This window comes from Marivirga aurantiaca (assembly GCF_016679925.1).
Lineage (GTDB): Bacteria > Bacteroidota > Bacteroidia > Cytophagales > Cyclobacteriaceae > Marivirga > Marivirga aurantiaca.
This window is the reverse complement of the sequence record NZ_JAEQBW010000001.1, coordinates 462,476-487,849: the sequence shown is the minus strand read 5'-3', so window position 1 is coordinate 487,849 and position 25,374 is coordinate 462,476. Positions and strand designations below refer to the sequence as shown.

General features: G+C 37.2%; 19 protein-coding genes. 9 read left to right on the top strand and 10 right to left on the bottom strand.

Annotated features, from left to right (window positions below):
- Both JKA74_RS02115 and lpxK read right to left on the bottom strand, forming a co-directional pair.
- The gene (locus JKA74_RS02115; protein WP_201429504.1) at positions 1-1,842 is read right to left on the bottom strand and encodes a putative porin; all 1,842 of its coding nucleotides are present in this window, start codon (positions 1,840-1,842) and stop codon (positions 1-3) included.
- Between the two features lie 34 nt (positions 1,843-1,876).
- On the bottom strand, positions 1,877-2,896 hold the full coding sequence (gene lpxK / locus JKA74_RS02110; RefSeq protein WP_262895923.1) for a tetraacyldisaccharide 4'-kinase: 1,020 nt from the start codon (positions 2,894-2,896) through the stop codon (positions 1,877-1,879).
- Positions 2,897-3,511: 615 nt separating this feature from the next.
- Between lpxK and JKA74_RS02105 the strand changes: the two genes are divergently transcribed.
- From JKA74_RS02105 to JKA74_RS02090, 4 genes are all read left to right on the top strand, one after another.
- A complete protein-coding gene (locus JKA74_RS02105) occupies positions 3,512-5,422 on the top strand; it encodes a CBS domain-containing protein (protein WP_201429502.1) in 1,911 nt (636 codons plus the stop codon).
- Positions 5,423-5,425: 3 nt separating this feature from the next.
- Positions 5,426-6,637: a succinylglutamate desuccinylase/aspartoacylase family protein gene (locus JKA74_RS02100; protein WP_201429501.1), complete on the top strand. Its 1,212-nt coding sequence runs from the start codon at positions 5,426-5,428 to the stop codon at positions 6,635-6,637.
- Between the two features lie 176 nt (positions 6,638-6,813).
- Positions 6,814-7,911, top strand: coding sequence for a Nif3-like dinuclear metal center hexameric protein (locus JKA74_RS02095; RefSeq protein ID WP_201429500.1), 1,098 nt, complete (start codon positions 6,814-6,816; stop codon positions 7,909-7,911).
- A gap of 4 nt (positions 7,912-7,915) precedes the next feature.
- Positions 7,916-8,710, top strand: coding sequence for a zinc ribbon domain-containing protein (locus JKA74_RS02090; RefSeq protein ID WP_201429499.1), 795 nt, complete (start codon positions 7,916-7,918; stop codon positions 8,708-8,710).
- Between the two features lie 163 nt (positions 8,711-8,873).
- Here the strand turns inward: JKA74_RS02090 and JKA74_RS02085 are convergent, their stop codons facing one another.
- From JKA74_RS02085 to JKA74_RS02070, 4 genes are all read right to left on the bottom strand, one after another.
- Positions 8,874-9,305 carry a response regulator gene (locus JKA74_RS02085; RefSeq protein WP_201429498.1) on the bottom strand — a complete coding sequence of 144 codons (432 nt, stop codon included), beginning with the start codon at positions 9,303-9,305 and terminating at the stop codon, positions 8,874-8,876.
- Positions 9,302-10,588: an ATP-binding protein gene (locus JKA74_RS02080; RefSeq protein ID WP_201429497.1), complete on the bottom strand. Its 1,287-nt coding sequence runs from the start codon at positions 10,586-10,588 to the stop codon at positions 9,302-9,304. Before JKA74_RS02080 ends, JKA74_RS02085 begins: the two co-directional genes overlap by 4 nt.
- A 346-nt stretch (positions 10,589-10,934) precedes the next feature.
- The gene (locus JKA74_RS02075) at positions 10,935-11,582 is read right to left on the bottom strand and encodes an SdpI family protein (RefSeq protein WP_201429496.1); all 648 of its coding nucleotides are present in this window, start codon (positions 11,580-11,582) and stop codon (positions 10,935-10,937) included.
- Positions 11,579-11,839 carry an autorepressor SdpR family transcription factor gene (locus tag JKA74_RS02070; protein WP_201429495.1) on the bottom strand — a complete coding sequence of 87 codons (261 nt, stop codon included), beginning with the start codon at positions 11,837-11,839 and terminating at the stop codon, positions 11,579-11,581. The genes JKA74_RS02075 and JKA74_RS02070 overlap by 4 nt, the downstream gene beginning before the upstream one ends.
- A 162-nt stretch (positions 11,840-12,001) precedes the next feature.
- Between JKA74_RS02070 and JKA74_RS02065 the strand changes: the two genes are divergently transcribed.
- Entirely contained in the window at positions 12,002-12,469 is a 468-nt protein-coding gene (locus tag JKA74_RS02065; protein WP_201429494.1) for a hypothetical protein, read from the top strand.
- A gap of 62 nt (positions 12,470-12,531) precedes the next feature.
- Here the strand turns inward: JKA74_RS02065 and JKA74_RS02060 are convergent, their stop codons facing one another.
- Positions 12,532-14,037, bottom strand: a complete 1,506-nt coding sequence (locus tag JKA74_RS02060; RefSeq protein ID WP_201429493.1) for a DUF4301 family protein — start codon at positions 14,035-14,037, stop codon at positions 12,532-12,534.
- An 18-nt stretch (positions 14,038-14,055) separates the two neighbouring features.
- A complete protein-coding gene (locus JKA74_RS02055) occupies positions 14,056-15,879 on the bottom strand; it encodes a glycosyltransferase (RefSeq protein WP_201429492.1) in 1,824 nt (607 codons plus the stop codon).
- Between the two features lie 258 nt (positions 15,880-16,137).
- Here JKA74_RS02055 and JKA74_RS02050 point away from each other — a divergent pair, with 258 nt between their 5' ends.
- From JKA74_RS02050 to pgi, 4 genes are all read left to right on the top strand, one after another.
- Complete coding sequence (locus JKA74_RS02050) at positions 16,138-18,573, top strand: glycoside hydrolase family 31 protein (protein ID WP_201429491.1); 2,436 nt, start codon at positions 16,138-16,140, stop codon at positions 18,571-18,573.
- Positions 18,574-18,719: 146 nt separating this feature from the next.
- Positions 18,720-19,925, top strand: coding sequence for a glycosyltransferase family 4 protein (locus JKA74_RS02045; RefSeq protein ID WP_201429490.1), 1,206 nt, complete (start codon positions 18,720-18,722; stop codon positions 19,923-19,925).
- Positions 19,926-19,927: 2 nt separating this feature from the next.
- Positions 19,928-20,920 carry a polysaccharide deacetylase family protein gene (locus JKA74_RS02040; protein ID WP_201429489.1) on the top strand — a complete coding sequence of 331 codons (993 nt, stop codon included), beginning with the start codon at positions 19,928-19,930 and terminating at the stop codon, positions 20,918-20,920.
- Positions 20,921-21,021: 101 nt separating this feature from the next.
- A complete protein-coding gene (gene pgi / locus JKA74_RS02035) occupies positions 21,022-22,674 on the top strand; it encodes a glucose-6-phosphate isomerase (protein WP_201429488.1) in 1,653 nt (550 codons plus the stop codon).
- A gap of 117 nt (positions 22,675-22,791) precedes the next feature.
- Here the strand turns inward: pgi and JKA74_RS02030 are convergent, their stop codons facing one another.
- Entirely contained in the window at positions 22,792-23,850 is a 1,059-nt protein-coding gene (locus tag JKA74_RS02030) for a hypothetical protein (RefSeq protein ID WP_201429487.1), read from the bottom strand.
- Positions 23,851-24,071: 221 nt separating this feature from the next.
- On the bottom strand, positions 24,072-25,367 hold the full coding sequence (gene hemL, locus JKA74_RS02025; protein ID WP_201429486.1) for a glutamate-1-semialdehyde 2,1-aminomutase: 1,296 nt from the start codon (positions 25,365-25,367) through the stop codon (positions 24,072-24,074).
- Positions 25,368-25,374: the final 7 nt, after the last annotated feature.

Sequence of the window (25,374 nt, the reverse complement as noted above, 5' to 3'; positions counted from 1 at the left end):
TTAATCAAAAAATGACCAACTTACACCTAAATCAAATACTCTTTCCTGGCCCGTATAGTAAGGAGTAGTAAAATACCCTCCTGCATTTAATCCCATATTAACATGTCGCATTTTCAGAAAAAAACTAGCGGTGTTAATTTTAAAACTGGCGTAAACATCAGCAAAGAAATAGGAAGGGATTTCAAAATGGTTCTGAAGGTGGAACTGCTGGATCACAGGATCATAGTCATCTGCAAAATAGGAAGTTTTGTAATGGGCGTCAATTCCAAATCGTGCTATTAAATTCTTGATCAGATTACGCTCATAATATAAATTAAGTGTGAGAAAATGTTCAGGTATTCTAAACAAATTGGCATCCCCTCCCTCAATCGTAGTATAAACATAGTCCCCATTCAAATGGAAATAGGAAAATTTACTTTTAAATTCCAGTCCGGGATGAAGCATGGTTGCCGTACCATTTCCTTGCCGAGGCATAGCCAAAGTATCAAAATACATATGATTACTTACTACTTTAATAGCTGCTTTGGGCTGTAGTTGAATATAATCTTTCCATCCAAAAGTGAATTTTCCGGATAACTGTTGCACTTGTTCACTTCCAAAATCATTTCTCCAAAAGTCATGATTGCCTAAATATTGTTCATAAAAGAAAGGTGAGGCAAATTGCATTGACAAGGCACTTACTTCCAGAAAAGGAATGTTCAATGTACTCTGTAATTTATAATTACCATTTAATTCATATTCGGCAGATGCCTCCAATCGCCAATCTTCTTTGGGAGCCAACCTTACATAGCCTCCACCATAGTTTTCTACCAGAGGATTCACTACATCCAGGTATTTAACGGTATACCTGATATCCTTTCGTTTAAAATAAAAGCGGTAAAAAAGTTTGGACAACTCTCCTTTCAATCCTATTTCATTTTGAACATAATAATATTGGCTTAAATCCTTGGTAGAGTCCGTCCTGATCAGGTATTGATCAAAAAAGGCGGAATCGGGGCCAATGCTAGCGGATGGATTGTCAAAAGCATTCATTCTCCTTGACCTGTCAAAAGTATGGTATGCCTGTACCAGGTCATTGATTTTATAGTGTTGGTAAACATGGTACTGTTGCCTTAACTCCCCTGCCTGAGAATTGCGCATATTAATATTTGCATCTCTGTACTGAAATAAATTTTCATATATCAATACCGAATCAAGAGGAACAATTCCTCCTGTCTCGTTCACCTTATGAAAAGTACGGGCAAAATTAAATAATACTCTGTATTTTTTATTAGGCGTTTGATAGTCAGAATAAATATCATAAGAATGCGTAAGCACATTCAAATCACCTCTACTTTGAGAGGGCCCAATTTGTTTATCTATAGTCCATCTTCTAAAACTAAAGCCTGTATTCCAGTTCTCCGTTACATTGCGGGAAAAGTCAATACCAATGTAGGCTCTATAATTGCCGCCAATCACTGACCTTAGCTTGGTATACGGTGATTTAGTGTCAAAATATCTGAAATCCTCCGGCTCTTTAACATAATAATCAAATACGCTAAACCCACTCCGCTTACCAATAACATCAGGAGTCTGGTAATAAATAGGTTGCATAGCGGTACCTACAGTGCCCAAATCCTGATAATAATAATCTTCTCTTTCTACCGGTTCCCAAAGATGCATGTCCTTTAAAGAAGTATCAATCACTTGGTATCTGATTCTATTGTTCTTTATGGACTCCTCTGTTGTGAAAAGTGTAGTTTCAAAGCCATAAACTTGTTTGGTAGAATCATCGATAACCTGTGCCCGGGCAGCAGCACTTCCTAAAATGAGTATCGATATGAATAGCAGTCTTTTTGTCAAAGCAGTCGCGAAATTAAATATAATAGTGGATTTTCTAATGCTCTTTTAAGGTTTCTTCAATCAATTGTTGAAAAGATTTCTCTTCATCCAAAAACTGTACCATCATTGGAACATAAAAGAGATGGTTCTTCAAAGAAGCTTCAAAGTTGGAATGATTGATTAATTTCACCCAATCTTTTTCCGTTGTTAAAACATCAACTTGATTTTCCTGAGCAAATAACGCAATTTCTTGTATTTCATTGGATGATAGGTAGTGATGATCCTGAAACCTAAAATGTTTACAAATCTTATACTTTGATTTCAGAAATTCAAGCAGAGGCTCAGGGTGTGCAATACCGGTAACCACAGCAATTTTCTCCTTTACAGGCCTTTCCATATAGGGTGAATAACAATTTCCATAGGAAATCCCACTAAAGTAAATAGGCTTGTCCCTCATGTATATTGATGCAGACTCACGGATATTTCCCATTTCCTCAGCCGATAAATTATCCGGACATTTTGTTATAACCAATGCATCGGCACGAGAGACCCCACTTCTGCTTTCCCTCAACCTCCCAGATGGCAAAACATAATCTTTATAAAAAAGATGCTGGTAATCAGACAATACAATTGATAAGTTCGGCTTTACACTGCGGTGCTGAAAAGCATCATCCAAAATAATTACTTCATTTTCCGGTTGCTCATACAATATACTAGGGATAGCCAAAACCCTATCCTCTCCCACTGCCACATTAATTGCGGGTCTAAATTTCCTGTAAATCTGAAAAGGTTCATCCCCTAAAGTATTAGCATCATCCTGTTCATTAGCCATTCGAAAACCTTTCGTATTCCTTCCATAACCCCTGGACAAGGTAGTTATTTTGTTTTCCAACTTGTTTTTTAGTAGAAAGCGTATGATGTATTCTACCATCGGAGTTTTGCCCGTTCCTCCAACCGAAAGGTTTCCAACGGAGATCACGGTTGTTTCAAACTGAAAAATGGCTTTATATTCTATATTGTACAAATGGTTTCGAAATTGCATCACCCACTTGTACAACAAACTAAAAGGGGACATTATCAACTGCCAATACTTATTGTCGAACACTCAGCTTATGTTTATGTATTAAAAAATTAAGACAATGATTTTCGGTTTAAAATCATCATTTCCTCTCACTGTAACTATTAAGGAAAAGAGTAAAACCGCCATGCAGACATTGAAAACTTAATCACTATCCCAAATATGGACAAAAAAAAAGAAACCCTCCATAATTTTATACGCTATCATGTATTTTAAAATAAATACAGTGGTGAGGGTAATGTCGTTAAGTTAAGACAAACCTCCTTCTCCCTTTAGCTTGTCCCGACCAATCGGGAGAGAAGGATAAAAGGTTGAGGTTTTAGTTTAAAGCTTAACTTAACGACATTGGTGGTGAGGGAGTAAATCTAAATCACAATATCATCTACTAAAGTAACAAATTTCCGGAACTCAGCGTATTATTTTAATAGCGTGTTTCAAGTATTTTCAACATTAAACAAGCACTAAATTTTCCATCACAAGTATTTATCCTGATAAGCTATTTCTTTACTTTTTTATTTTCAGAAGCAGTACTTAAACGGATTTCAATATTATAAAATGATGGTGCTGGTCGAATTATTTTTTTTCCGACCTGGCTGCTAATTTTTTAAACTAATGGGAACAAAAGCTGTAGAATTTATAAACGAAGCAGATAAACAGAAAGAAGCTTTCTACCACATACTGCTGGACCTGAAATATCTTAAAGAGATGATAGGAGCAGGAAAGCTTGATCGAAAAACCCAAAGAATAGGAGCAGAACAGGAGGTCTGTTTTATTGATAGTGCCTATAGACCGGCTCCTATAATTACTGAATTTCTTAAGCGAATAGATGATCCTCACTTTACCACAGAACTAGCTCAATTTAATTTGGAAATAAACCTAGAACCACTGGAGTTTACCGGTGACTGTTTTTCCAAAATGGAAAACAACCTTAGAGGACATCTCAAGAAAGGCAATCTTTTAACGAGGGAAATTGGAGACATCAGTTTGATTATGACAGGTATTACCCCCTCAATCCGTAAGATGGACCTGGAACTTAACAACCTCACTCCTACCAATAGATCAAAAGCCATGATTGAAGCCATGAATTGGCTAAGACAGAAAAATTCACCTATAAGAATTAATGGAGTAGATGACTTATACACTACCGATTTTTCCAATATGTTCCAAAGCTGCAACACCAGCTTCCAAATACACTACCAGGTAAACCCTGATGATTTTATTGCCAAATACAATTTTTCCCAGGCCATTGCCGCCCCTGTACTGGCTGCATGCACTAATTCAGCTACTCTTTTTGGTAAAAGGTTATGGCATGAAACCAGGATTGCATTGTTCGAGCAAGCAGTAGACACCAGGGAAAGCACAGCCCATTTGAGCGAAGACAACTTACGTGTTCCTTTTGGAAGCAAGTGGGCTAAAAACTCAGTAGTTGATATGTTTGAAGATGACCTTGCCAAATTCAAAATCTTCTTAAGACATACTAAAGCCGATGATTCCAAAAAACAATGGAAAAAAGGTGAAATCCCTAAACTTGTAAACCTGGATGTATTCAACAGTTCAATTTTTCGTTGGACCAGAGCCTGTTATGGTGTACTGGACGGAAAGCCCCACCTAAGAATTGAAAATCGTTTATTGCCTTCCGGCCCCACAATTAAAGATGAAATAGCCAATTCAGCATTCTGGCTGGGACTAATGAATGGAATGCCCAAAAAGTATGAAAACATTTCCTCGAAAATGGATTTCGAATATGCAAAAGTCAATCTTTTAAAAGCTGCCCGATATGGCCTCGATACTCAATTCAGATGGCTTAAAGGAAAAAGAATCAAATCTGAAGATCTTATCCTGAAAGAACTGCTGCCTATAGCAGCAAAAGGGCTGGAAGATGCCAAAGTACATAAAAGAAATATTGATGAATATCTGGGGATTATTGAGAACAGGGTAAAAAGTGGAAAAACAGGTTCTCAGTGGGTATTTGATACATGGTCAAAGCTAAATGGTTTAAGTGGTGATAATTGTCGAACAACTTCAGTAACAGCAGCCATGCTGAAAAGACAAGAAGAAGGAAGCCCTGTACACGAGTGGGAAATACCCGATGAAGATGAATTCAAATATCATCAATATGCTAATGTAGGTCAGTTTATGAGCACTTCACTTTTTACCGTAAAAGAAGATGACTTACTGGATCAGACTGTATTTAGCATGATCAAAAAAAACCTTAATTACTTACCCGTAGCTGATAAAGAAGGTAATTTGAAAGGTTTGCTCACTAAAACCCAAATGCTGGAACAAGAAATATTTGACACTTCTAATGTGGAGAAAAGTGCTAAAAAAGTAAAGGATGTAATGGACAATAATCCACTCACCATTGAGCCAAACACTTCTGTAATTGAGGCTATTAAACTTATGCAGGAAAACAAAATCAAATGTCTGCCTGTAAAATATAAAACCAAGCTGGCTGGCATAATCACAGAGTTTGATATGATGCATATAGCAGAGCATTTATTAAAACATGAAGTAACTGATTAAGCTATGGTAAAAATAACCCACAAAAGATTAAAAGAAACAACAGATGTAGAACGCGTAATAGGAAGTTATAGCAAAAATAAACCAGGGCCTACCCTCATCTTTCTTTGCGGTACACATGGCAATGAAACCTCAAGTGTTTTCGGAATCAAAAAAGTTTTTGAAACAATGGAGAGGTTTGATTTGGATGTAGATGGGGAAATGGTAGCTGCATTTGCAGGAAACCTGGAAGCCCTGTCAAGAGGTGTAAGGTTTATTGACAATGACATGAACCGCGGGTGGGTAACCGCCAGATTAAGAAAACTGGGTTTTCTTGATGAAAAAGATGAAATGCAAGGTCATGAAAGAAAGGAACAGCAGGAAATTATCAAGCTGCTTAAGGAGGTCATTGGTAGAGCAAAAGGTGAGATTTTCATTTTTGACCTCCACACTACCTCTTCCGTAAGTCCCCCATTTTGTGCCATTAGCGATACTATTCGCAACAGGAAAGTGGCACTTCAGTTTCCTGTTCCTTGTGTAGTAGGATTTGATGAACAGACAAGGGGGACTTTCATGAATTACATCAGCGAAATGGGATTGCCTGGGGTTGCATTTGAAGCAGGCGAACACTATGCACTGGATTCCATAGAAAATAACATAGCTTTTATTTGGTGTGCTTTAACTGTAGTGGGCTGCATGAAGCCTGAGAATATACCTCAATACGACAGACATTTTCAATTTTTAGGGAAAGCCAATTTTGGTGAGCATAAAATATTTGACCTGGTGTATCATCACGAAATAAGTCCGGAAGATAAATTCCAGATGAAATCAGGCTATACTACTTTCGATAAAATTGAAAAAGGCGAACATTTGGCTGATGATATTCATGGGCCAGTTTACGCACAGGAATCGGGACACATTTTTATGCCTTTATACCAGGCTCAAGGTGATGATGGCTACTTTATAGTGCAGGAAAAAAGTAAAGAATGGCTGGAGCTTACGGAGAAAATGAGGTCAAAGCGGGATGATAAATATTTAAAAGAATTACCGGGAGCAAAAGTACATCCTGAAGACAAACATACGCTTATCATTGAACAAAAACTCTATGATGATATCAGAGATAGATTGCACATGCTCGGTTTTAGAAGAAAACGCTCAGAAGACGGGAAAATAATAATTACCCGAAGAGCCTACGATATAGATGTACCGGATCTAGAATCATTGAAAATGGATTTATAGTCCTCTTTCATTCTAAGGAAGGGGCGCCAAAAAACCAGATTACAAGATTGATACACAATAGATGCGGGAAAATTCAGTGAATTAAAGTAAGAAAGGTAAAAAATGAGATTCTTATATTGCAAAATTGGCTTACCATTAAAAGTTCATAACTTTGAAAAAGACTTCTTTTAATTACAATGATTCAAATAAAGGTTATTATACAGCATCTGAATGCTATTGCTCCCGGAGCCTACCAGGAAAGTTATGACAACGCAGGTCTCATAATAGGTGATTCTGAAGCTACAGTTAGTAACATTCTTATCACATTGGATGTAACTGAAGCAGTGGTACAGGAAGCCATTAATAAAGGCTGTGAATTAATTGTTGCCCATCATCCTATAATTTTCAAAGGACTAAAGAAATTGACCGGCAGTAATTATGTGGAAAGAACAGTCATTAAAGCCATCAAAAATGATATTGCCATTTACGCATCCCATACCAATCTCGATAATGTAAAGCATGGTGTAAATGCTAAAATATGTGAAAAATTAGGATTGAATAGCCCTCAAATCTTACGTCCCAAAAGTGGACAACTGGCCAAATTAAGTGTATTTGTTCCTATTGAAAATTCAGAATCAGTAAAAAAGGCTTTGCATGAGGCCGGTGCCGGACAAATTGGAGAATATAAAGATTGCGCTTTTGAAAGCTCCGGCACCGGAAGTTTCCTTCCCTCTGAAAAAGCAAATCCGAATATCGGAACTAAAGGAGAGCTGGAAAAGGTTAATGAGAATAAGATAGAAGTAATTTTTCCAATGTATCTCAAAAACAAAGTACTTCATGCTATGAATGAAGCACATCCCCACGAGGAAGTCGCTTATTATTTGCATCAATTGGAGAATGAATATGCAGAGGTTGGCTCAGGAATGATAGCAGAATTGGCATCACCTATGTCTGAAATTGAATTTCTGGATCATTTAAAGGGAAAAATGAACCTTAAAATAATTAAACATACACCCTTATTAAATAAAAAAATAAAAACAGTAGCAGTCTGTGGTGGTTCCGGTTCATTTTTGATAAAAGAGGCAATAGCCAAAAAGGCAGATGTTTATATCTCGGCAGACATCAAATATCATGAGTATTTTGATGCCGATAGTAAGGTATTAATTGCCGATATTGGACATTATGAGAGTGAGATATTCACAAATGAATTATTTTATGAGATATTGCGAGAAAATTTTGCTAATATTGCACTCCATTTAGGAGAGACTGTTACGAATCCGATAAAATATTATTAATTGCATGGAAAGTACTGTAGCACAAAAGCTTGACGCCTTAACAAAGTTACAAGGCATAGATTCAAAATTAGACGAAATTAAGAAAGTAAGAGGTGCACTTCCTGATGAAGTACGCGACTTAGAAGATGAAATCGTAGGATACGAAACACGCATCGAAAAATTTGATGACACTGTAAAGGAAATTAACGACACAATTGAAGCCAGCAAAAAGGGCATCAAGGAAGCCGAAAAAATGACCGCTAAATACAGTGAGCAACAAATGACGGTTAGAAATAACCGGGAGTATGATGCGATTACCAAAGAAATTGAACTTCAGCAATTGGACATCCAGATTCACCAAAAAAGAATCAAGGAAGCCGAAGCTAAAATTGAAGAGAAAATTTCCGGTATTGAGGAAACTAAAAGACTGCATGAGGATCGTCAGAAAGACTTGGAAAATAAAAGAGCCGAGTTGGAAAACATCAATTCAGAAAGCGAAGAAGACGTTAAAAAACTAGAAAAAGACCGCGAAAAAGCGCTTAAAAATCTGGAAGAAAGACTGGCTGTTTCTTATGAGAAATTAAGAAACAATGTAAGAAACGGATTAGCTGTAGTACCTGTAAAAAGAGGTGCTTGTGGTGGTTGTTTCAACACTGTTCCTCCTCAGAAACAAGCTGACATTCGTGATAGAAAAAAGATAATCGTTTGCGAACATTGTGGCAGGTTATTGACCAACGTGGAAGAAGAGGTAATAGAAGAAAAGCCTAAAAAGAAACGTACGGTTCGTAAAACAACCACTAAAAAAGCAGCAGATAATTAATTAATCTGAAATATATATTGAAAAGCCCTTAGGAATTCGTTCTTAAGGGCTTTTTTATTACTTAGCTGAAATCAACTGATCTACATTACTTAATATTCATAGGGATTTAAACCCGTCCAGGCTATTCTTGACTCAAATGTCTATTGCCACGATACGAATAGAGTTAAAAATGATGCGAGAAATACTTCTCCATCAGTTCATACAGCATTTCCACGCTCAAAGGCTTATGTTCAAAGGCAGATATTTCTCTTATTTTTTCCGCTTTAAGTTTATCATCAGGATTGAGAGAGGTAGTGAGCATGGCTATAATGATATTTCCTTTCATATCATCATCAAGATTCTTGTAAGCTTGTATGAAGTCCCATCCGTCCATTACGGGCATATTGATGTCCAGTAAAATCAAGTCGGGCTTAGGATGATTGTTGCCTCTATTTTTATATTCCCCTTCGCAAGTGAGGTAATCAAGAGCCTCCCTTCCATTCAATACCGATTCGGTACGTTCTGCAATCTCCGACTCTTCTATAAATATGGAATTAAGGAAGTTGGTAGCTTCATCATCATCTACCAATAATACACAATTCAATTTTTTCTTCATGCTTGTTTAAGATTTTTTGTAATGGTGAAATTAAAAATACTACCAACTCCAAACTTTGACTCTACCCATATATTACCTTCGTGCATTTCTACTATTTTCTTACTGTGCGCCAACCCTATACCAGTACCTTCATATTCGTGACGATTGTGCAGTCGTTTGAAAATAATGAAAAGTCTATGTATGTTTTCTTCTTCAATGCCGATACCGTTATCTTCTACAGAAAAGAGCCACTGATCCTCATCTTCAGAGGCTTTTATCTTGATGCGTGGCGGAATATCCTTTTTTCTGAACTTTATGGAATTGCCAATCAAATTTTGAAATAGTTGCCTTAATTCTACAGAATAGGCATTTAGTTTGGGCATCTCGGCTATGTTTATTTCAGCACTATTTTCGTTTATCAACAGTGACATGTCAGAAAGGATTTCTTCCAGGATTTGTCCGGAATCCACAAAAGTGATTTCTTTCTCCTTTCCTATTCTGGAATAGTCCATTAGTACCTTCACCAACTCTTTCATTCGCATGGATGCTTTTGAGATAAAATCTACGTATTGAATGGCCCGGCCCTTTAGCTCACTTTTGTACTCTTTTTCAAGTCGTTGGGAAAAACTGATCAAGGTCCGGAGTGGTTCCTGCAGGTCGTGCGAAGTGATATAGGTAAATTGTTCCAGTTCTTTGTTTTGACTTTTCAACCTCTTATTTTGGTTTTCAAGCAGTAGTTCCTTTTCACGCAATTCTGAGGTTCTTTCTTTTACCCGGTCTTCTAATTCATTATTTATTCGCTGAATTTCTCCTGAACGCTTGATGATCTCCACCTCCATTTCGTTTACTTTTTTCTCCAGGCCAATGGTTTTCTCTTTGTTTCTCGCCTTTTCTTTTTTTAATTCCACAAATTCCGTCACGTCTTCTACGCGATGGATTATATAGGCTATTTCATTTTCAGAATCCAATACAGGTATGTTTATTGGGCTCCAATAGCGTGGCTCGAAGGTGCCGTCAGGACGTTTTACATCATATTTTTGAACGGCCATTGTATGGGGCATCTTGTTTTTTATCACTGATTGTAATGATTTGGATAGATTAGAAACACCATCTGCACTTTCATCTTCGGGGTTGTCAGGGAAAACGTCAAACATTCCCCGCCCGACAATATCTTCCTTGTTGGTCATGGTAGCTCTTGTATAGGCTTTGTTTGCAGTAATGATGGTGAGGTCTTTTGAAAGGATAAGGTATAAGCCTGGTAATGAATCAAATAAGTGGGCAAAATCGATTTGATTCTCTTTCATAGTTATTGTTATTTGTATAAATTGTGTGACGCAACTAAATTAAGTATTTATTATTTCTATAAATTCATGATTAAAATAATAGTTTTTTTCTATTAATTAAAATTTTGTTATAATTTTTATTAATTATAATTGAAAACTATATGCGAATAGGGAACGGTTGGTCTTGTACGAACCCGAACAAACCAAAACTAAAGTACCTTCATCATAATCTTCAGAAGTAGTCAAAGTCCCGTGGATTTCCCGGGACCTGTCTGCGGGTTAATTTTGTTTCAATAAAAAATCTAGCTCATTGAGCTGAAAGGCTGTTGATTACTAAAAAACATAAAAGGAAAGATGATGGCCCCTCTCACTTTGACAGTTCTTTGAATTTAAAATAAGAATATAAAACAGGAATAATAGTGATAATGGCTGTAATCGCAATAAACACGATGATATTCACTTTCTCTTTTAGTACCATGCTTGCTATAACCACTAGTAAGCCGCCTATAAACCACATTTTCCCTCCCAAATTATGGGTTGCATTCCAAACGGGCTCACTTTCCAGTGTCCATGGAGTTCTAATACCAATGAAATAATTAGCCTTTATGGTTTTAAAATAATTACCTAAAATGACATAGAGAATCCCAATAATCAATAGGATGATATTCGGACTTGAAAGGGATTGCTCTTTCGAGACATAAAGGATATACAAGGCAAGCATCGACATAAATCCAGTTAGGATGAATTTTATCTGATGATATTTGTTCCCCATTTTCCGTATCTTTTTTTTGGGATCAATTTTAGGAACAACTAAAAATATGAGATAAAAAAGCAATGGCAAAAGAATTGGAATAAGTAATAATTCCAACTTATTGCCATACCTGTCAATTTCCCCTTCCAGGTTCCAATGCAATGGAACAGCTTGAGGAAGATCATTCCAAACAAACGCTAAATAAGCAAATGGGAGCAGCACTACTAAAATCAAAGGCAGTTCCCTTTTAAGTGTAAGTTTCATTTTTCTTTCTTTAAAGTTAATATCCAGCTTAGCAAATCTTCTATAATGCTCGTGTTCAATGAGTATTCAATAAATTGTCCTTTCTTTTCGCTTGTAATCAAATCCGCTCTTTTTAATATATCCAGGTGATGTGAGATACTAGGTTTTGAAATATCAAATACTTCTGCTATTTCACCTGCGTTCATAGGCCCTGCTTTTAACATTTCAATAATCTTCCTCCTTGTCTCATCATTTAATGCCTTGAAAATATGATTCATTATATTTAGTTATTTAGACAAATATCTAAATATTATTGAGTAATAAAAATTTTTATGGATAAAAAATACAAATAAAACACTTCCCTGATGAGAGTGGACAGTTTTCCTGAGTTCTAATCTTGCCAAAAACAACTTTTTATTTATATTTAATAAAAAAAAAACATGACCAACTATTCTCCCAGACAGCAACTATCCACCCTTAAAATAATTCATTTTGGTTTGCTTGCCTTCCCGGTATTTGCAACAATATTCTTCTTGTTCAACAATGAGTCCTCCTCAGAAAAGGTGGAAAATGAATTGGAAGTATTACAATTCATACCCACTATCTTTCTTTTGTTGGTTTTCTTTATTTCAGGAAAGCTATTTAATACCACCTATAAAAATTCAATTGGCCCAAATCCCTCTTTACAAAAGAAGATGAGTGCGTTTTCATCCGCCCATATAGTGCAAATGGCCCTGTATGAAGGTGTAGGTTTATTTGCTGTAGTGGTAAGTTTTATTACCGGCTCTATTTACAATATTGGCTTGGTAGCACTCATATTTCTGATTTTCCTCAGTAAAACACCTTCTATTGTAAAGCTGGAAGACAAACTCAACCTAACTCCTGAAGAAAGGGAGCAATTTAATTGATTAAAAAAAGGAGCTGTTATGTGCTCCTTCTTCTATAAAATTTATAGTATGAAAATTAAATATTAAACACCTTGATGCTCTTTCCTTAACAAATCATTCACAGTTTTGACAGGATTAAAAGTAACTAACGGTACCTCCACAAAAAGTGTAATCCAGTTGGACATAGAGCCATTCCATAAACCGGGGAGTTCCAGGGCTTTTAATGTTTTCCCATCCTTCGATTTTTCTGTAATAAAACCTGTTTCAGGATCCCGGTATCTCAATAGGTCAAATTTTCGTCCATGAAGATCTTTCAAACCACAGACCAAATCAACAGGATTAAAGTGTGTGGCTGATTGCAATGCATCCATCGCCTTTGTATCAGTAGGGTCTATTTGGGAGGTTTCCGCAATCTGCAGAGTTAAAGAACCATCTTCTTCTCTTACCCAAAACGGGCCACCACCCGGCTCCCCGGTATTGGGCACCATGCCACACACCCTAATAGGCCTGTGTAGTAGCGATTCCAGATAGCCAACTTTTTCTGCAAACGGCAATTCATCATAATCTGATTTAAAGATCAATGACAATTCATTCTTTGCGAAATTCTCTACTTCAATCAATTCCAATTCACTGATATTCCGCTCCAACTGATTCTGATAAGAAAACACTTTTAGCTGAATACTCATCAACAACCCACCCAAAGCTTTTTTGTAGTGAATGGTTTCCTGCTTCAGATGATCCGGCACTACATTATCAATATTCTTGATAAAAACAATGTTGGCATCTAAATCATTTAGATTTTCCAATAGTGCCCCATGTCCCGCAGGCCGGAATAAAATACTACCATCACTATTATAAAATGGTTGATTGTCAGGAGTCACGGCAATGGTATCTGTTGCTGGCTTCTGCTGCGAAAAGGACACTTCATACTGGGAAAAACCTTTGTTCAAATGTTCCACATGTTCCTCAAAAGCCTGTTGATGCTCCGGGGATACTGTAAAATGCAAATTCACTTTACCTCCTTTACCATTGGCATAATTCTCGCCTTCCGTAAAATGCTCTGCAACAGGGGTTTTCGCCACATTTCCATATTGATGAAAATAGATTAATCCTTTGGGCAAATTACCATAGTTAAGTCCCTCTTCAGTCAGCAAAAATCTTATTATCCGATGATACTCCTTGTTCTTTAAAGTTTCCTTAAGTCCCGCTCCTTTCGAGGACAAGACTTTATCCAATGCTGGCGCAAAAGCAAAACGATCGATACCAGAAAAGAATTTAATAAGAAATTCATCAGTTTCGGCTTTCAATTCATCCTCTTCCAAAAAGACAAATAAGTTTTTGAACATCCGGCTTGCAGCCCCACTTGCAGGTACAAATTTGAAAATTTTATAATCTTTGGATTGTTCCTCATAAAAGGAGACAAATTGCTCCAAACTTTCCTCACTTAAACGAATTAAACCATCTCCAACAGTAGCTGGTTTTTCGATAGGCAAATAAGGGAATCCCGTTCTAAAGCGCTCCAATTGTTCTTCGATAGTTTCAAAGTCTTTACCTAAATGTTTGATCTTTTCTCTTAATTCCTGGTTCATAAATTAATCGTTTATAGTTTAAAAAAGTGTCTTTAAAGCCATTTTATAACTCTTTTCATATGCTGAATAGAGATTTTTCCAATCAAACGCCTCAGACAAATCCTCTGATTTATTCCGCATGTCAATTCGCTCTCTACTACTTATCTGAATAAAACGCCACATGATGTCTGTAAGATCTTCTGCGGCCTCATCAAAACTTTTATCGGCTCTCTTTACCAAAAACAAGCCATGTGCTTCATCTGCTATTGGAACATTTTTGAGATAATCCCCAAAACCTGATAAATCGGAAGTAACTGCCGCCACTCCCCTTGCCAGGCATTCTATAGGCGTATATCCCCAGGGCTCATAATAGCTAGGAAAAATCCCCAAATGACAAGCCCTTACAAAATCATCATATTCCATCCCAAACAAAGGGTTGGTTGAAGAAATAAAGTCCGGATGATAAACAATTTTTACATTATCCTCTTTTTTATTGATCAGGTCAGAAGACCTCAGGAAATTTAAAACAGGATCGCTTTCGTCATTCACCAAGTTGTGTGTAACAACAGCAGGCAACACTCCTGATTTCCAGGATTGAATGGTACGTCTATGTCTTAATCTCCAGTAATCATCCACCATTTCATTCAAATTGGGTAATTTATGATCTCCTTTACTTGCAGCTGCTTGCCTGTAAAGCCTGGTTTTAATTTGATCAACGATAGCATTGCAGTTATGGTTAATTTTATCCAGCATGGCTCGTGCATTAAGCACATCAGGATTAATAGAATGCACAGGTTGCTTTGTGATAAAAAACATCACCACCGTTAAAGACGAGTTAGCTTCCTTTAAACGATGGTTTAACCTTGCAAGGGCTTCAAGAGTGAGATCGTACCCCTTATTGGAAAATTCAAATCTTCCTGAAGTGAAGAAATACATGGTTTTATTGAGATCGAAAGAATAGCTTTGGAAGAAATGGCCCATCACAAACTGTTCCAGCAACTGCTTAAAATCATGATGAAGGTTCTGTACTTCATGCAAAACAGAAAAACGTTCAATATTTAGGCCATTGGGCAATATCAAATCCGGATTTCTACCCAATAAGTGAAAACACTCTTTTCCTGTTACTTCACTCACAGTAGTAAACACATGAGCCCCGTGCACGCAAGCTCTTTCCAACTTTACATTGGCTTCAATATTAAAATGCACAGCTTCTTTATGCCAATCCAAAAAAGGGAGATGATCGTAAAACTGAGGATCATTCATGGCCAGATACCTGCCCAATAAAGTAGCATGGGTAGTGAAAACAGTTTGTAAGGGCACTTGGTCCCTGCGTAAATTTGGAATGGCACTTCCTGCCATCCACTCATGAAAGTGGGCCAAAGGCTTTACTTTATGATTCAAGGCAACTCTGGTGAGTTCGGATAAGAATATGTGAACCATATAACCGAAAGCCAGTACCTCATCCATTAAAGGATCATGGTTTTTAAAGTCTATGGAATGATTCTGCCAGTAATAATATTTAACATTCCCCAGTTCATGCATCACTGCTTTATGATTGAAGAGCAATGTTTGAGGCCTGCCTGAAACCAGCCAATGACCTGATTTAATATCCAGTCCTTTGTCCCTGCATATTGCTAAGGCTTCATTCATTACCGGATGGTCTAAATCAGATTCCTCAAAGTCAGTCGAAGCTTCTTTTTGAACATATGGCCCCATTAAAAAATAATTTTCATCCCATTTCTTCACCATAACAGGTGCCTTGGAACGTATAACGGTATAAATCCCTCCTACCTGGTTGCATACTTCCCAGGCGATTTCCGTCAGAATATGATTTTGTGTGTCCAGTGGTTCTGTATTACTCATATTTTCGTGCGGGTTAATTAACTCTTTCTATTAAAATGGCTAACATATCTTTTATAATACGTATTAAAAGGTTAAATCATTAATTAGTTTTTTAATTTATAAAATGATTTTGATAAGAATGGCCAAACTTTGAATAAAAGGATGTCACAGATCAAAAATATTTCACAGATAACTTAGTGTATAAAATACAATAAGTAGTTAATTTGTACAATATTTGACATAAAAAGAAATATTTGATTGCATAAATCATTGTTTAGGATGGAAGAAGAAAAAAATATAGCACAAGAAAAAGATGTCAATTTCGAGGGCAATTATATTGAGAAATTTAAAGAAGGTAAGGAGGAGGAGTTTTATCCGGGTGGAATTATTAGCTGGAAACAGAAAAAACATAAAGTAAAGGTTTATTCAGAGTTCTCTACTTTGGAAATAAATATAATTAGCGATAGTATCCTGAAATTCAGGTATGCAAATGACGGGTATTTTGAGGACGATTTTTCGTATGCCATTGATCCGGAATTTGAAGCCCCTGAAACGCCTTTTACTTTTAAGAGTGGCGATAAAAACCTACTGATCAGCACTTCTAAATTATTGTGCTTTGTTAATAAAAAAGACAGCAAAATCAAAATTTGTGATTTGTCAGGCAAAGTACTGATGGAAGATGAGAAAGGATATCATTGGAAAGAAGAAAGACGGTTTGGAGGGCATGTTGTGATTTCCACCATCAAGTCCAGTAAAACAAGCAGTTACTATGGTTTAGGAGATAAAACCGGTGCTCTGAATTTGAATGGCACCCGAAGAGAACTTTGGGGTACTGATTGCTATGGTTATGGAAATGAAACAGATCCTGTCTATAAAAATATTCCTTTTTTCCTCGGGTTAAATGAAGGCGAAGGCTATGGGATATTTATGGATAATTCATTCCGCTCCTACTTTGATTTTGGAAATGAAAGAGAAGAAGCACTCAGTTTTTGGGCTCAGGGAGGCGAAATGCGCTACTATTTTATTTATGGCCCACAATTAGAGGATGTCACCATACAATATACTGAATTAACAGGAAAATCCCCTATGCCCCCAAAATGGGCCTTGGGCTACCATCAAAGCAAGTGGAGTTATTATCCTGAAAGTACAGTAAGGGAGTTGGCCAAAACTTTCAGGGAAAAGAAAATTCCTTGTGATGTTATCCATTTGGACATTGACTATATGGATGGTTATAGGTGTTTTACATGGGACAGTGAGAGATTTCCTGAGCCTCATAAGATGATAGCTGATCTGAAAAAAGATGGCTTTAAAACTATTGTTATTATAGATCCGGGAATAAAAATAGACCCGCTTTATTCTCTCTACCAACAGGGCGTGTACCATAATTATTTTTGTACAAGAATGGATGGTGCCCGTTTTAAGGGCAGTGTATGGCCGGGGCCATGTCATTTCCCTGATTTTACCAACCCGGAAGCCAGGAAATGGTGGTCAGGTTTGTTTGCCGGACTTGCACAGGATGGTGTGGCTGGCGTATGGAATGATATGAATGAGCCGGCCGTATTTGAGGGTGGCACATTCCCACGAGATGTGCGCCATGATTATGATGGACATCCGTGCAGCCATAGAAAAGGGCATAATGTATACGGAATGCAAATGGCCCGCTCCACCTACAATGGTTTGGAACAATTTGCCGGAAACAAAAGAAGCTTCACTATTACGCGCTCTGCCTATTCAGGAATTCAAAGATTTAGTTCAGTTTGGACAGGGGATAATATGGCCTCCTGGGAACATCTGCACCTGGCCAATGTACAATGCCAAAGATTAAGTAGTTCAGGGATTTCCTTTGCGGGCTCAGATGTGGGTGGATTTATAGGTTCTCCTGACGGGGAACTATATACCCGATGGATTCAACTGGCAACTTTCCATCCATTTTTTAGAACACACTCATCAGGAGACCATGGGGATAAAGAGCCATGGAAATTTGAAGATAATTATTTGAATATTGTCAGAAGATATATTGAATTCCGATATGAGTTGATGCCTTATTTGTATACTACTTTCTGGCAATATGCCGAGTCTGGTATTCCAATGCTCAAATCTTTAAGTTTAGCTTACCAGCATGACAAGGAAACCCTCAACAGGGAAGAAGAATTTTTATTGGGCAACCTAATGTTGATCTGTCCGGTTTCCAAACCGGGTATGTCTTCCCGATTATTGTATTTACCTGAAGGTGAATGGTATAATTTCTGGACCAATGAATTATTAAGCGGTCAACAGGAAATATCTGTAGAAACACCATTAGAGCAAATTCCTTTATTTATAAAAGCAGGCGCTGTAATCCCTTTTCAACCCACTATGCAATACATGGACGAATTTGTGCCTGAATATCTCACACTTTATGTTTATAAAGCCAGCAAACGAACTGAGTCTTTTTTATATGAAGACGATGGTGCTACCAAGGATTTTGAAAAGGGTATTAACATTCTAAGAACTTTTATTCAAGAGCCAACTGGTAACCGCTTTCAATTAAAACAAATAAAGGATGGATTATATGAGGCAGGAAACAAAGGGTATGAAATAGTACTCCATGGTTTTGGAGAATCAATTCAAAACATTGTGGTGGATGATAAAAAAGTTGAATGGAATTCCGAAAGTAATATTACTAAATTCACTGTTGCAAAGAATTTTGATGTACTTGAAATTACCATAACTTAATCATATTTGATAAAATCCCGTACAGCTATTAAGTATACCTGATGATGTTACTCATTTGGATACTAACAAAAAGTTAACGTAAGTCAATGACAAGAAAGTAGTAAAACCAATATAAAAATTAATTCATCAACCTATAACTATTGATTATGAAAATTCTGATGATTGGCCCCGGTGAACCAAGCCGAAGAAATAGCGGACTGGGAGTTGCGTGTGATCATATTGCCCATGAGTTGTCGAACAAAATCCATTTGAGATTATTTTCCCCTGAAACACTGGAAGAAAATGCACAACATTCCAGCGAAAACAAGAATACTTATAAAATCCACCTGGGGGATAAATTGGGCGATCACAGGGAATTAAATGCCGACATTGTTCATGTGCAGATTAAATCCGCACTTACCCCCTATTTTTACCTTTCCAATACCGAGCAGGAAATCACGCAGGAACAGGATAATCATATACAGCAAGCATTGGATGAGTATACAAAAGCTTTAACCATACAAGGAGAAAAAGTAGATTTTGACTTAATTTACGCCCATGATTGGATGTCGATTCCGGCTGCTATTCAATTAAAGAAAAGATTTAATAAGCCTCTTGTATTGCATATCCATGCCTTGGATTATGACAGAACAGGCAAAAAAAGTAATTCATGGCTATACAAACTGGAGAAAGAAGGTTTAAACGCAGCCAATGCTATCATATCAGTGAGCCATTACCATGCTGATATCATTATTAAAAATTACGGAATAGATAAAAATAAAATCCATGTGGTACATCATGGGGTGAATAAAAAGGAGATAGAGAAATTTGTTTCCCCTCTAAAAGAACCCATCATTTTATTTGCAGGGAGGCTATGTTCCCAAAAAGGAGCTATGGAATTTATTGAAACAGCTAAAATCCTGCATAACAAAAATGAGGATGTCAGATTTGTGATGGCTGGAGAAGGCGAATTGTTTCCTGCATTAATCAATAAATGCATGGAAGAAGGAATGATGGATAAATTCCATTTCACGGGGCACCTCAAGCAACCGGAATTATTTAGTTTAATGTCGGGTGCTTCTGTTTTTGTTATGCCATCAGCATCAGATCCCTTTGGTTTGAGCGCATTGGAAGCTGCCAACATGGGGCTTCCGGTTGTGCTATCGGATAAATGTGGTGTAAAAGAACTTTTACCCAATGCAGAAGTGGTTTCCAAATCAGATCCTAAAGTGTACGCACAAAGGATCATCAAATTGCTTCAAAACCCGGAAGAAACCAGGAATAGTATAAAAGGTAATCACGAAGCTCTGAAAGATAAGAATTGGAGTAATTCGGTCGATAAAATTATTAAAATATTTGAAAATAGTATCTAAAGATGGATAATTACCAAATCATACATTTTCATCATCCTCAGAAACTGAAACCACTTTCCTTTCTTGAAATAGGAAAAGGGAAAAACGCTATTGACAAAGAAGCTACTGAACAATTATTTATAGATCAGTATAAAAACTATATCAAGCCACGTTTACGGACAGTGCTTTCTATGGCTGAAAAGCCAGGAAATACCATTGTGTATTTTAGCATTTCATTTCTTGAGCAGTTGGAAAATATAGATCCTGATTTCCTTTTGGAAATCCAGGAGTATGTGAACAAAGAAAAATTGCTCTTAATTGGCTCCTGTGCCTATCATTCATTCAGTTACCTTTGCTCCCATGAACTGTTTCACCAGGAGGCATTATTGCATAAAAATCTTTTAAAAAGGTTTTTCCAGCCCACACCGGAAATATTTATTAACACTGCTTGTCTTTACGATGATGACATAGCTAATATTGTTCAAAGTATGGGCTATAAGTCAATTATTGCCACAGCCAATCCGTGGCATTTGGCAGGAAAGCACTCAGGACAACTCTATCGGGCAAATATTACAGGAGATTTCGATATCCTTCTATCCAACGGAGATGACCCTGACAATTTCCACATAAGCCTGATCAATGGTTACGGAAGTGCCTACACTACTAATCACATAGATGAAAAAGTAGTCAACAATGTTGATATTACTAAGCTATTTTCTATTTCCCGGAAAAAGAAAAAGCCGGTATACGCAGTGAGCATGCCTCTCACCTCTCCTTCATGGGAACATAAAATCCCCGATTACACCAATAATCCGTTGCAAAAAGCATTATTGCACCAGATTTCCGAACTATTTAAAACGAAAGGATTGCTAAAAGACCCTAAAGACTTAAAAACACTGATGCTTTTATGCCAGCCTGAGCACTTGATGAGTATCAATCAGTTTAGCAAAGATAATGGCTACAATCAATTTATCAGTAGCATGAATATTCTCACAGATTTGAGTTTGAAGTATTAGGATTTGATTCATTGCATGTTGCAAAATCCTATTTCAGCTTATCATTTAAGATAAGACAGTTTAACTTTGTATTTTAAAATGAAATCCAAGAATTGAATAAAATGAAAAATATAAACCCTACTACTACATCAGCCTGGAAAGCACTTCAGGAGCATTTTCAGGATATAAAAGCTGTATCCATAAAAGATCATTTTAAAAATGATGTGAATCGATTTGACCAATTCAGCTTATCGGTAAATGATATTTTTATTGACTATTCCAAAAATAAAATCACCAATGAAACAGTAGGGCTTCTGGTAGGATTGGCCGAAGAATTCAAGCTTTCTGAGCAGATTGAAAGCATGTTTAAAGGTGACAAAATAAATAAAACAGAAGGACGGGCTGTATTACATACTGCTTTAAGAAATTTTTCCGGGGAAGCTGTTTTAGAATCAGATAAAGATGTTATGCCTGAAATACAAAAGGTGTTAAAGCAAATGAAAACTTTCTGCGATAAGGTACACTCCGGGGAATGGAAAGGATATTCAGGTAAGAAAATAAAAGATGTAGTAAATATTGGTATCGGGGGTTCAGATTTGGGACCTGTGATGGTAACAGAAGCACTTAAACCTTATCAAAAAGAAGGTATAAAGACACACTTTGTATCTAATGTGGATGCTTCACATATAGCTGAAGTCCTGAAGAAAATCGATCCTGAGACTTCTCTTATCCTAATTGCTTCCAAGACTTTTACCACTCAGGAAACAATGACCAATGCACATACTGCAAGAAAGTGGTTTTTGGATAATGGAGGATCAGAAAAGGATATTGCCAAGCATTTTGTAGCATTGAGCACAAATAAAGAAGCTGTAGTATCTTTTGGTATCGACCCTGATAACATGTTTGTGTTTTGGGATTGGGTAGGAGGAAGATACTCCTTATGGTCTGCTATAGGTCTTTCAATAGCACTAACTATAGGTTACGAAAATTTCGAGGAACTACTAAGAGGAGCGCATGAAATGGATTTGCATTTCAGAAAGCAACCCTTAAAGAAAAACGCTCCTGTTATTCTGGCACTTATAGGTATTTGGTACAATAATTTCTTTGAAGCCGAGACAGAAGCCATTTTGCCTTACGATCAGTACATGCATAGATTTGCTGCTTATTTTCAACAAGGCAATATGGAAAGTAATGGAAAATCAGTTGATAGAAATGGCAATGAGGTAAATTATCAAACGGGTCCTATTGTTTGGGGAGAACCCGGCACTAATGGACAACATGCTTTTTATCAATTAATCCATCAGGGAACAAAGATGATTCCTTGTGATTTCATTGCCCCGGCCAACTCACACAACCCTGTTGGAGATCATCATGAAAAGCTGCTAGCCAATTTTTTCGCCCAGACACAGGCACTGATGAATGGAAAAAGTGAGGCAGAAGCCAGAAAAGAATTGGAAGAAAAAAATATACCGGAAGAAGAAATCAGTAAAATATTACCTTTTAAAATTTTTCAGGGCGATAAACCTACCAATTCCATATTGCTTCATAAAGTTACGCCCGGAAGTTTGGGTAATTTAATTGCAATGTATGAGCATAAGATTTTTGTTCAGGGCATTATTTGGAACATATTCAGTTTTGACCAATGGGGAGTAGAGTTAGGAAAGCAATTGGCAGGAAATATTTTGCCGGAATTGAGACATAACAACCCTGTCATTGGTCATGATGGTTCAACCAATGGACTGATTAATGAATATAAAAAGATGAGAAAGAAGTAGGTTCAGTGGTTGAAAAGTGTACAAAAACTGCTTTTACCAGCTTCATCTGCCAATAAAAAAGGTCTGATTGTGTTACAATCAGACCTTTTCGTTTAATCATAAATGTTCTTAATATCTCTATCTGCCAAAAGCCTCCACTTTATAATCAAGCTTGGTTCCGTATAGCGGGAATGTAATTTTTATGAGGCCATAAAAACCTCTTTTTTCCAAGCCTGGCCTAACACCCAGCTCAGCACCATAACCCCAACCCAATGTTCGGTTAAAGTGTCCTTCAATGCCCAATCTACCACCGAACATAAAAGTATTCACATCTTCACCATTATATTGAAAAAACATATTGGAATTTACAGGATCAGGATTATGGAAGAAATCTTCCACCTTAACTACCGGGAAGATGAACAAATCGAGAAATGTAGATAACACATGATCATCTACCAGCTCCTCGTAAGTTTTATCAGGTTTTGCAGCAAAATTCTTCATCCAGGTAAAGCCTCCCCCAACACTTACTCCGTAACCTATTACATTGCCATAAACAGCGTTATCTGATTCTCCGGAAAGTGTATGAGTAAATTCCTCTCCCTCAACTGTTGCGGTGCCTACTACCTCAATTCCCTGGGCTGCAATGGCTCTGCTTAGCTCTGAAGTAGTTTCATAGTATACACCTCCTAGCCTTGCAAACAAAATCTCTCTTCTTTTATTAGGGATTTCAGCTCGTTGAGGAACTTTGGCCGCCCATTGAGCACCTTTATAATTTTTGGAATATAAGGAAATCATACTTTTTGATTCCTGTTCTTTATCCCAAATATGGTACGCTCCACTGACTTCTGCATGAAAATAGTTCCTGGCCCTTCCATCAAATCCGTCACTTTTATTAGCCGCATTTCGTGCAAAATCACTCCCAGAGTAATAAGGTGTACGGGCATTGGCTTTAAAATGCATAAAATCATTCAGGTAATAAGTAGCATCTACTCCAAAACCTGTGGTAATATTAGTCACATGTACATCCCCATACAATGGGGTAATACCAATGAATAATTTGTTAATATCATAGGGATCATTGTACAGTTCTTCATAAGTAACTGTTTTATTGGCACTACTCCTTCTGAACTGCGCATCAGCTGAATATCCAAAAGCCCCTAAAATGAGTGTTAAAAGTAAAAATTTAGCAAATTTCACGTTTTATTAAAGTTATTTTTTACAAGTGTAAATATAGCAATAAAATACATCTGCGCTAAAAGTAGTAAGTAAATGAGAAAAAAACACTTAAATACGCATAATTTACTGAATATGTATGGAATTTGGAGGAATCACACGATTTCTCTCTTTCTTGCACGCCCTTGTGTATAGAATTCAGGCTTTCTACTTCCCTAAAAGACAAACGGTCTGAACTCAAGCTCCTAAGTCAGTATTTTTCCTAAAACTTTCTTATGAGCAGTCAATATTTCTTCCAAATCAACCGTGCTTAATGCTGTTGATAAAAACCATGATTCAAACTGGGCCGGAGGTAAGTATACACCCTCTGCCAACATGCCCTGAAAATATTTACCAAACATTACTGTATCAGCACCTTTAGCAGACTCAAAATCATGAATAGGCTCCTCAGTAAAGAACAAACTAATCATAGAGCCAATTTGATTAATAGTGTAATTTTTGCCCAGTGCAGTATTTATGGAAGATAACTCTTTAGCCAGGTATTTGCCTGAGCTTTCAATTTGATCATATACCTCGGGATTTTCATTTAAATAGGTAAGAATTGCTAAGCCCGCAGACATCGCAATAGGATTTCCTGAAAGTGTACCTGCCTGGTAAACTGGCCCCTGAGGAGATACATAGTCCATTATTTCCTTTTTACCACCATAGGCTCCGACCGGCATTCCACCACCTATAATTTTACCCAGAGTGGTTAAATCAGGCTTTACACCATATACGCCTTGTGCACCGGATCTGGATAAACGAAATCCTGTCATCACTTCATCAAAAATGAGTACTATTCCCTCTTTGTCACAAATATTGCGTAACCCCTGCAAATATCCCTCCTTTGGAAGTACGCAGCCCATATTACCGGCAACAGGCTCTACAATAAGTGCTGCAATCTCTCCTGCATTTTGAGCAACAATTGCTTCAACAGCTGCCAAATCATTAAAAGGCGCTGTTAATGTGTCTTTAGCAGTGCCTTTAGTAACCCCCGGTGAATTAGGAGTACCCATAGTAGCAGCCCCGCTACCTGCAGCAATTAAGAAACTATCACCATGCCCGTGATAACAGCCTTCAAACTTGACTATTTTATCTTTCCCGGTATAACCTCTTGCCACTCTGATAGCAGACATAGTAGCTTCTGTACCGGAATTAACCATTCTTACTTTTTCAATAGATGGTACCATTGAAGTAATCAATTCAGCCATATCTACTTCTTTGGCAGTGGGTGCACCAAAAGATAGTGAACTTTTTAGGGCTTCAGCCACTGCTTCTTCAATCAACTCATTTCCATGTCCCAATATCATTGGGCCCCATGAATTGATTAGCTCTATGTAGCGATTATTATCCTCATCATACATATAAGCTCCTTTAGCACTTTTAACAAACACAGGATCCCCTCCTACCGCTTTAAAAGCCCTCACGGGTGAATTGACACCACCCGGAATTACATGTTGTGCTTTCTCAAATAATTCTTTACTCCTTCTTAATTCATTCATAAAGCCA

What these genes read in the sequence shown, in the direction of transcription:
- lpxK (WP_262895923.1), bottom strand. Translation starts at nt 2,896, where the DNA reads ATGTCCCCTTTTAGTTTGTTGTACAAGTGGGTGATGCAATTTCGAAAC.
- JKA74_RS02105 (WP_201429502.1), top strand. Translation starts at nt 3,512, where the DNA reads ATGGGAACAAAAGCTGTAGAATTTATAAACGAAGCAGATAAACAGAAA.
- JKA74_RS02100 (WP_201429501.1), top strand. Translation starts at nt 5,426, where the DNA reads ATGGTAAAAATAACCCACAAAAGATTAAAAGAAACAACAGATGTAGAA.
- JKA74_RS02095 (WP_201429500.1), top strand. Translation starts at nt 6,814, where the DNA reads ATGATTCAAATAAAGGTTATTATACAGCATCTGAATGCTATTGCTCCC.
- JKA74_RS02090 (WP_201429499.1), top strand. Translation starts at nt 7,916, where the DNA reads ATGGAAAGTACTGTAGCACAAAAGCTTGACGCCTTAACAAAGTTACAA.
- JKA74_RS02085 (WP_201429498.1), bottom strand. Translation starts at nt 9,305, where the DNA reads ATGAAGAAAAAATTGAATTGTGTATTATTGGTAGATGATGATGAAGCT.
- JKA74_RS02080 (WP_201429497.1), bottom strand. Translation starts at nt 10,588, where the DNA reads ATGAAAGAGAATCAAATCGATTTTGCCCACTTATTTGATTCATTACCA.
- JKA74_RS02075 (WP_201429496.1), bottom strand. Translation starts at nt 11,582, where the DNA reads ATGAAACTTACACTTAAAAGGGAACTGCCTTTGATTTTAGTAGTGCTG.
- JKA74_RS02070 (WP_201429495.1), bottom strand. Translation starts at nt 11,839, where the DNA reads ATGAATCATATTTTCAAGGCATTAAATGATGAGACAAGGAGGAAGATT.
- JKA74_RS02065 (WP_201429494.1), top strand. Translation starts at nt 12,002, where the DNA reads ATGACCAACTATTCTCCCAGACAGCAACTATCCACCCTTAAAATAATT.
- JKA74_RS02060 (WP_201429493.1), bottom strand. Translation starts at nt 14,037, where the DNA reads ATGAACCAGGAATTAAGAGAAAAGATCAAACATTTAGGTAAAGACTTT.
- JKA74_RS02055 (WP_201429492.1), bottom strand. Translation starts at nt 15,879, where the DNA reads ATGAGTAATACAGAACCACTGGACACACAAAATCATATTCTGACGGAA.
- JKA74_RS02050 (WP_201429491.1), top strand. Translation starts at nt 16,138, where the DNA reads ATGGAAGAAGAAAAAAATATAGCACAAGAAAAAGATGTCAATTTCGAG.
- JKA74_RS02045 (WP_201429490.1), top strand. Translation starts at nt 18,720, where the DNA reads ATGAAAATTCTGATGATTGGCCCCGGTGAACCAAGCCGAAGAAATAGC.
- JKA74_RS02040 (WP_201429489.1), top strand. Translation starts at nt 19,928, where the DNA reads ATGGATAATTACCAAATCATACATTTTCATCATCCTCAGAAACTGAAA.
- pgi (WP_201429488.1), top strand. Translation starts at nt 21,022, where the DNA reads ATGAAAAATATAAACCCTACTACTACATCAGCCTGGAAAGCACTTCAG.
- hemL (WP_201429486.1), bottom strand. Translation starts at nt 25,367, where the DNA reads ATGAATGAATTAAGAAGGAGTAAAGAATTATTTGAGAAAGCACAACAT.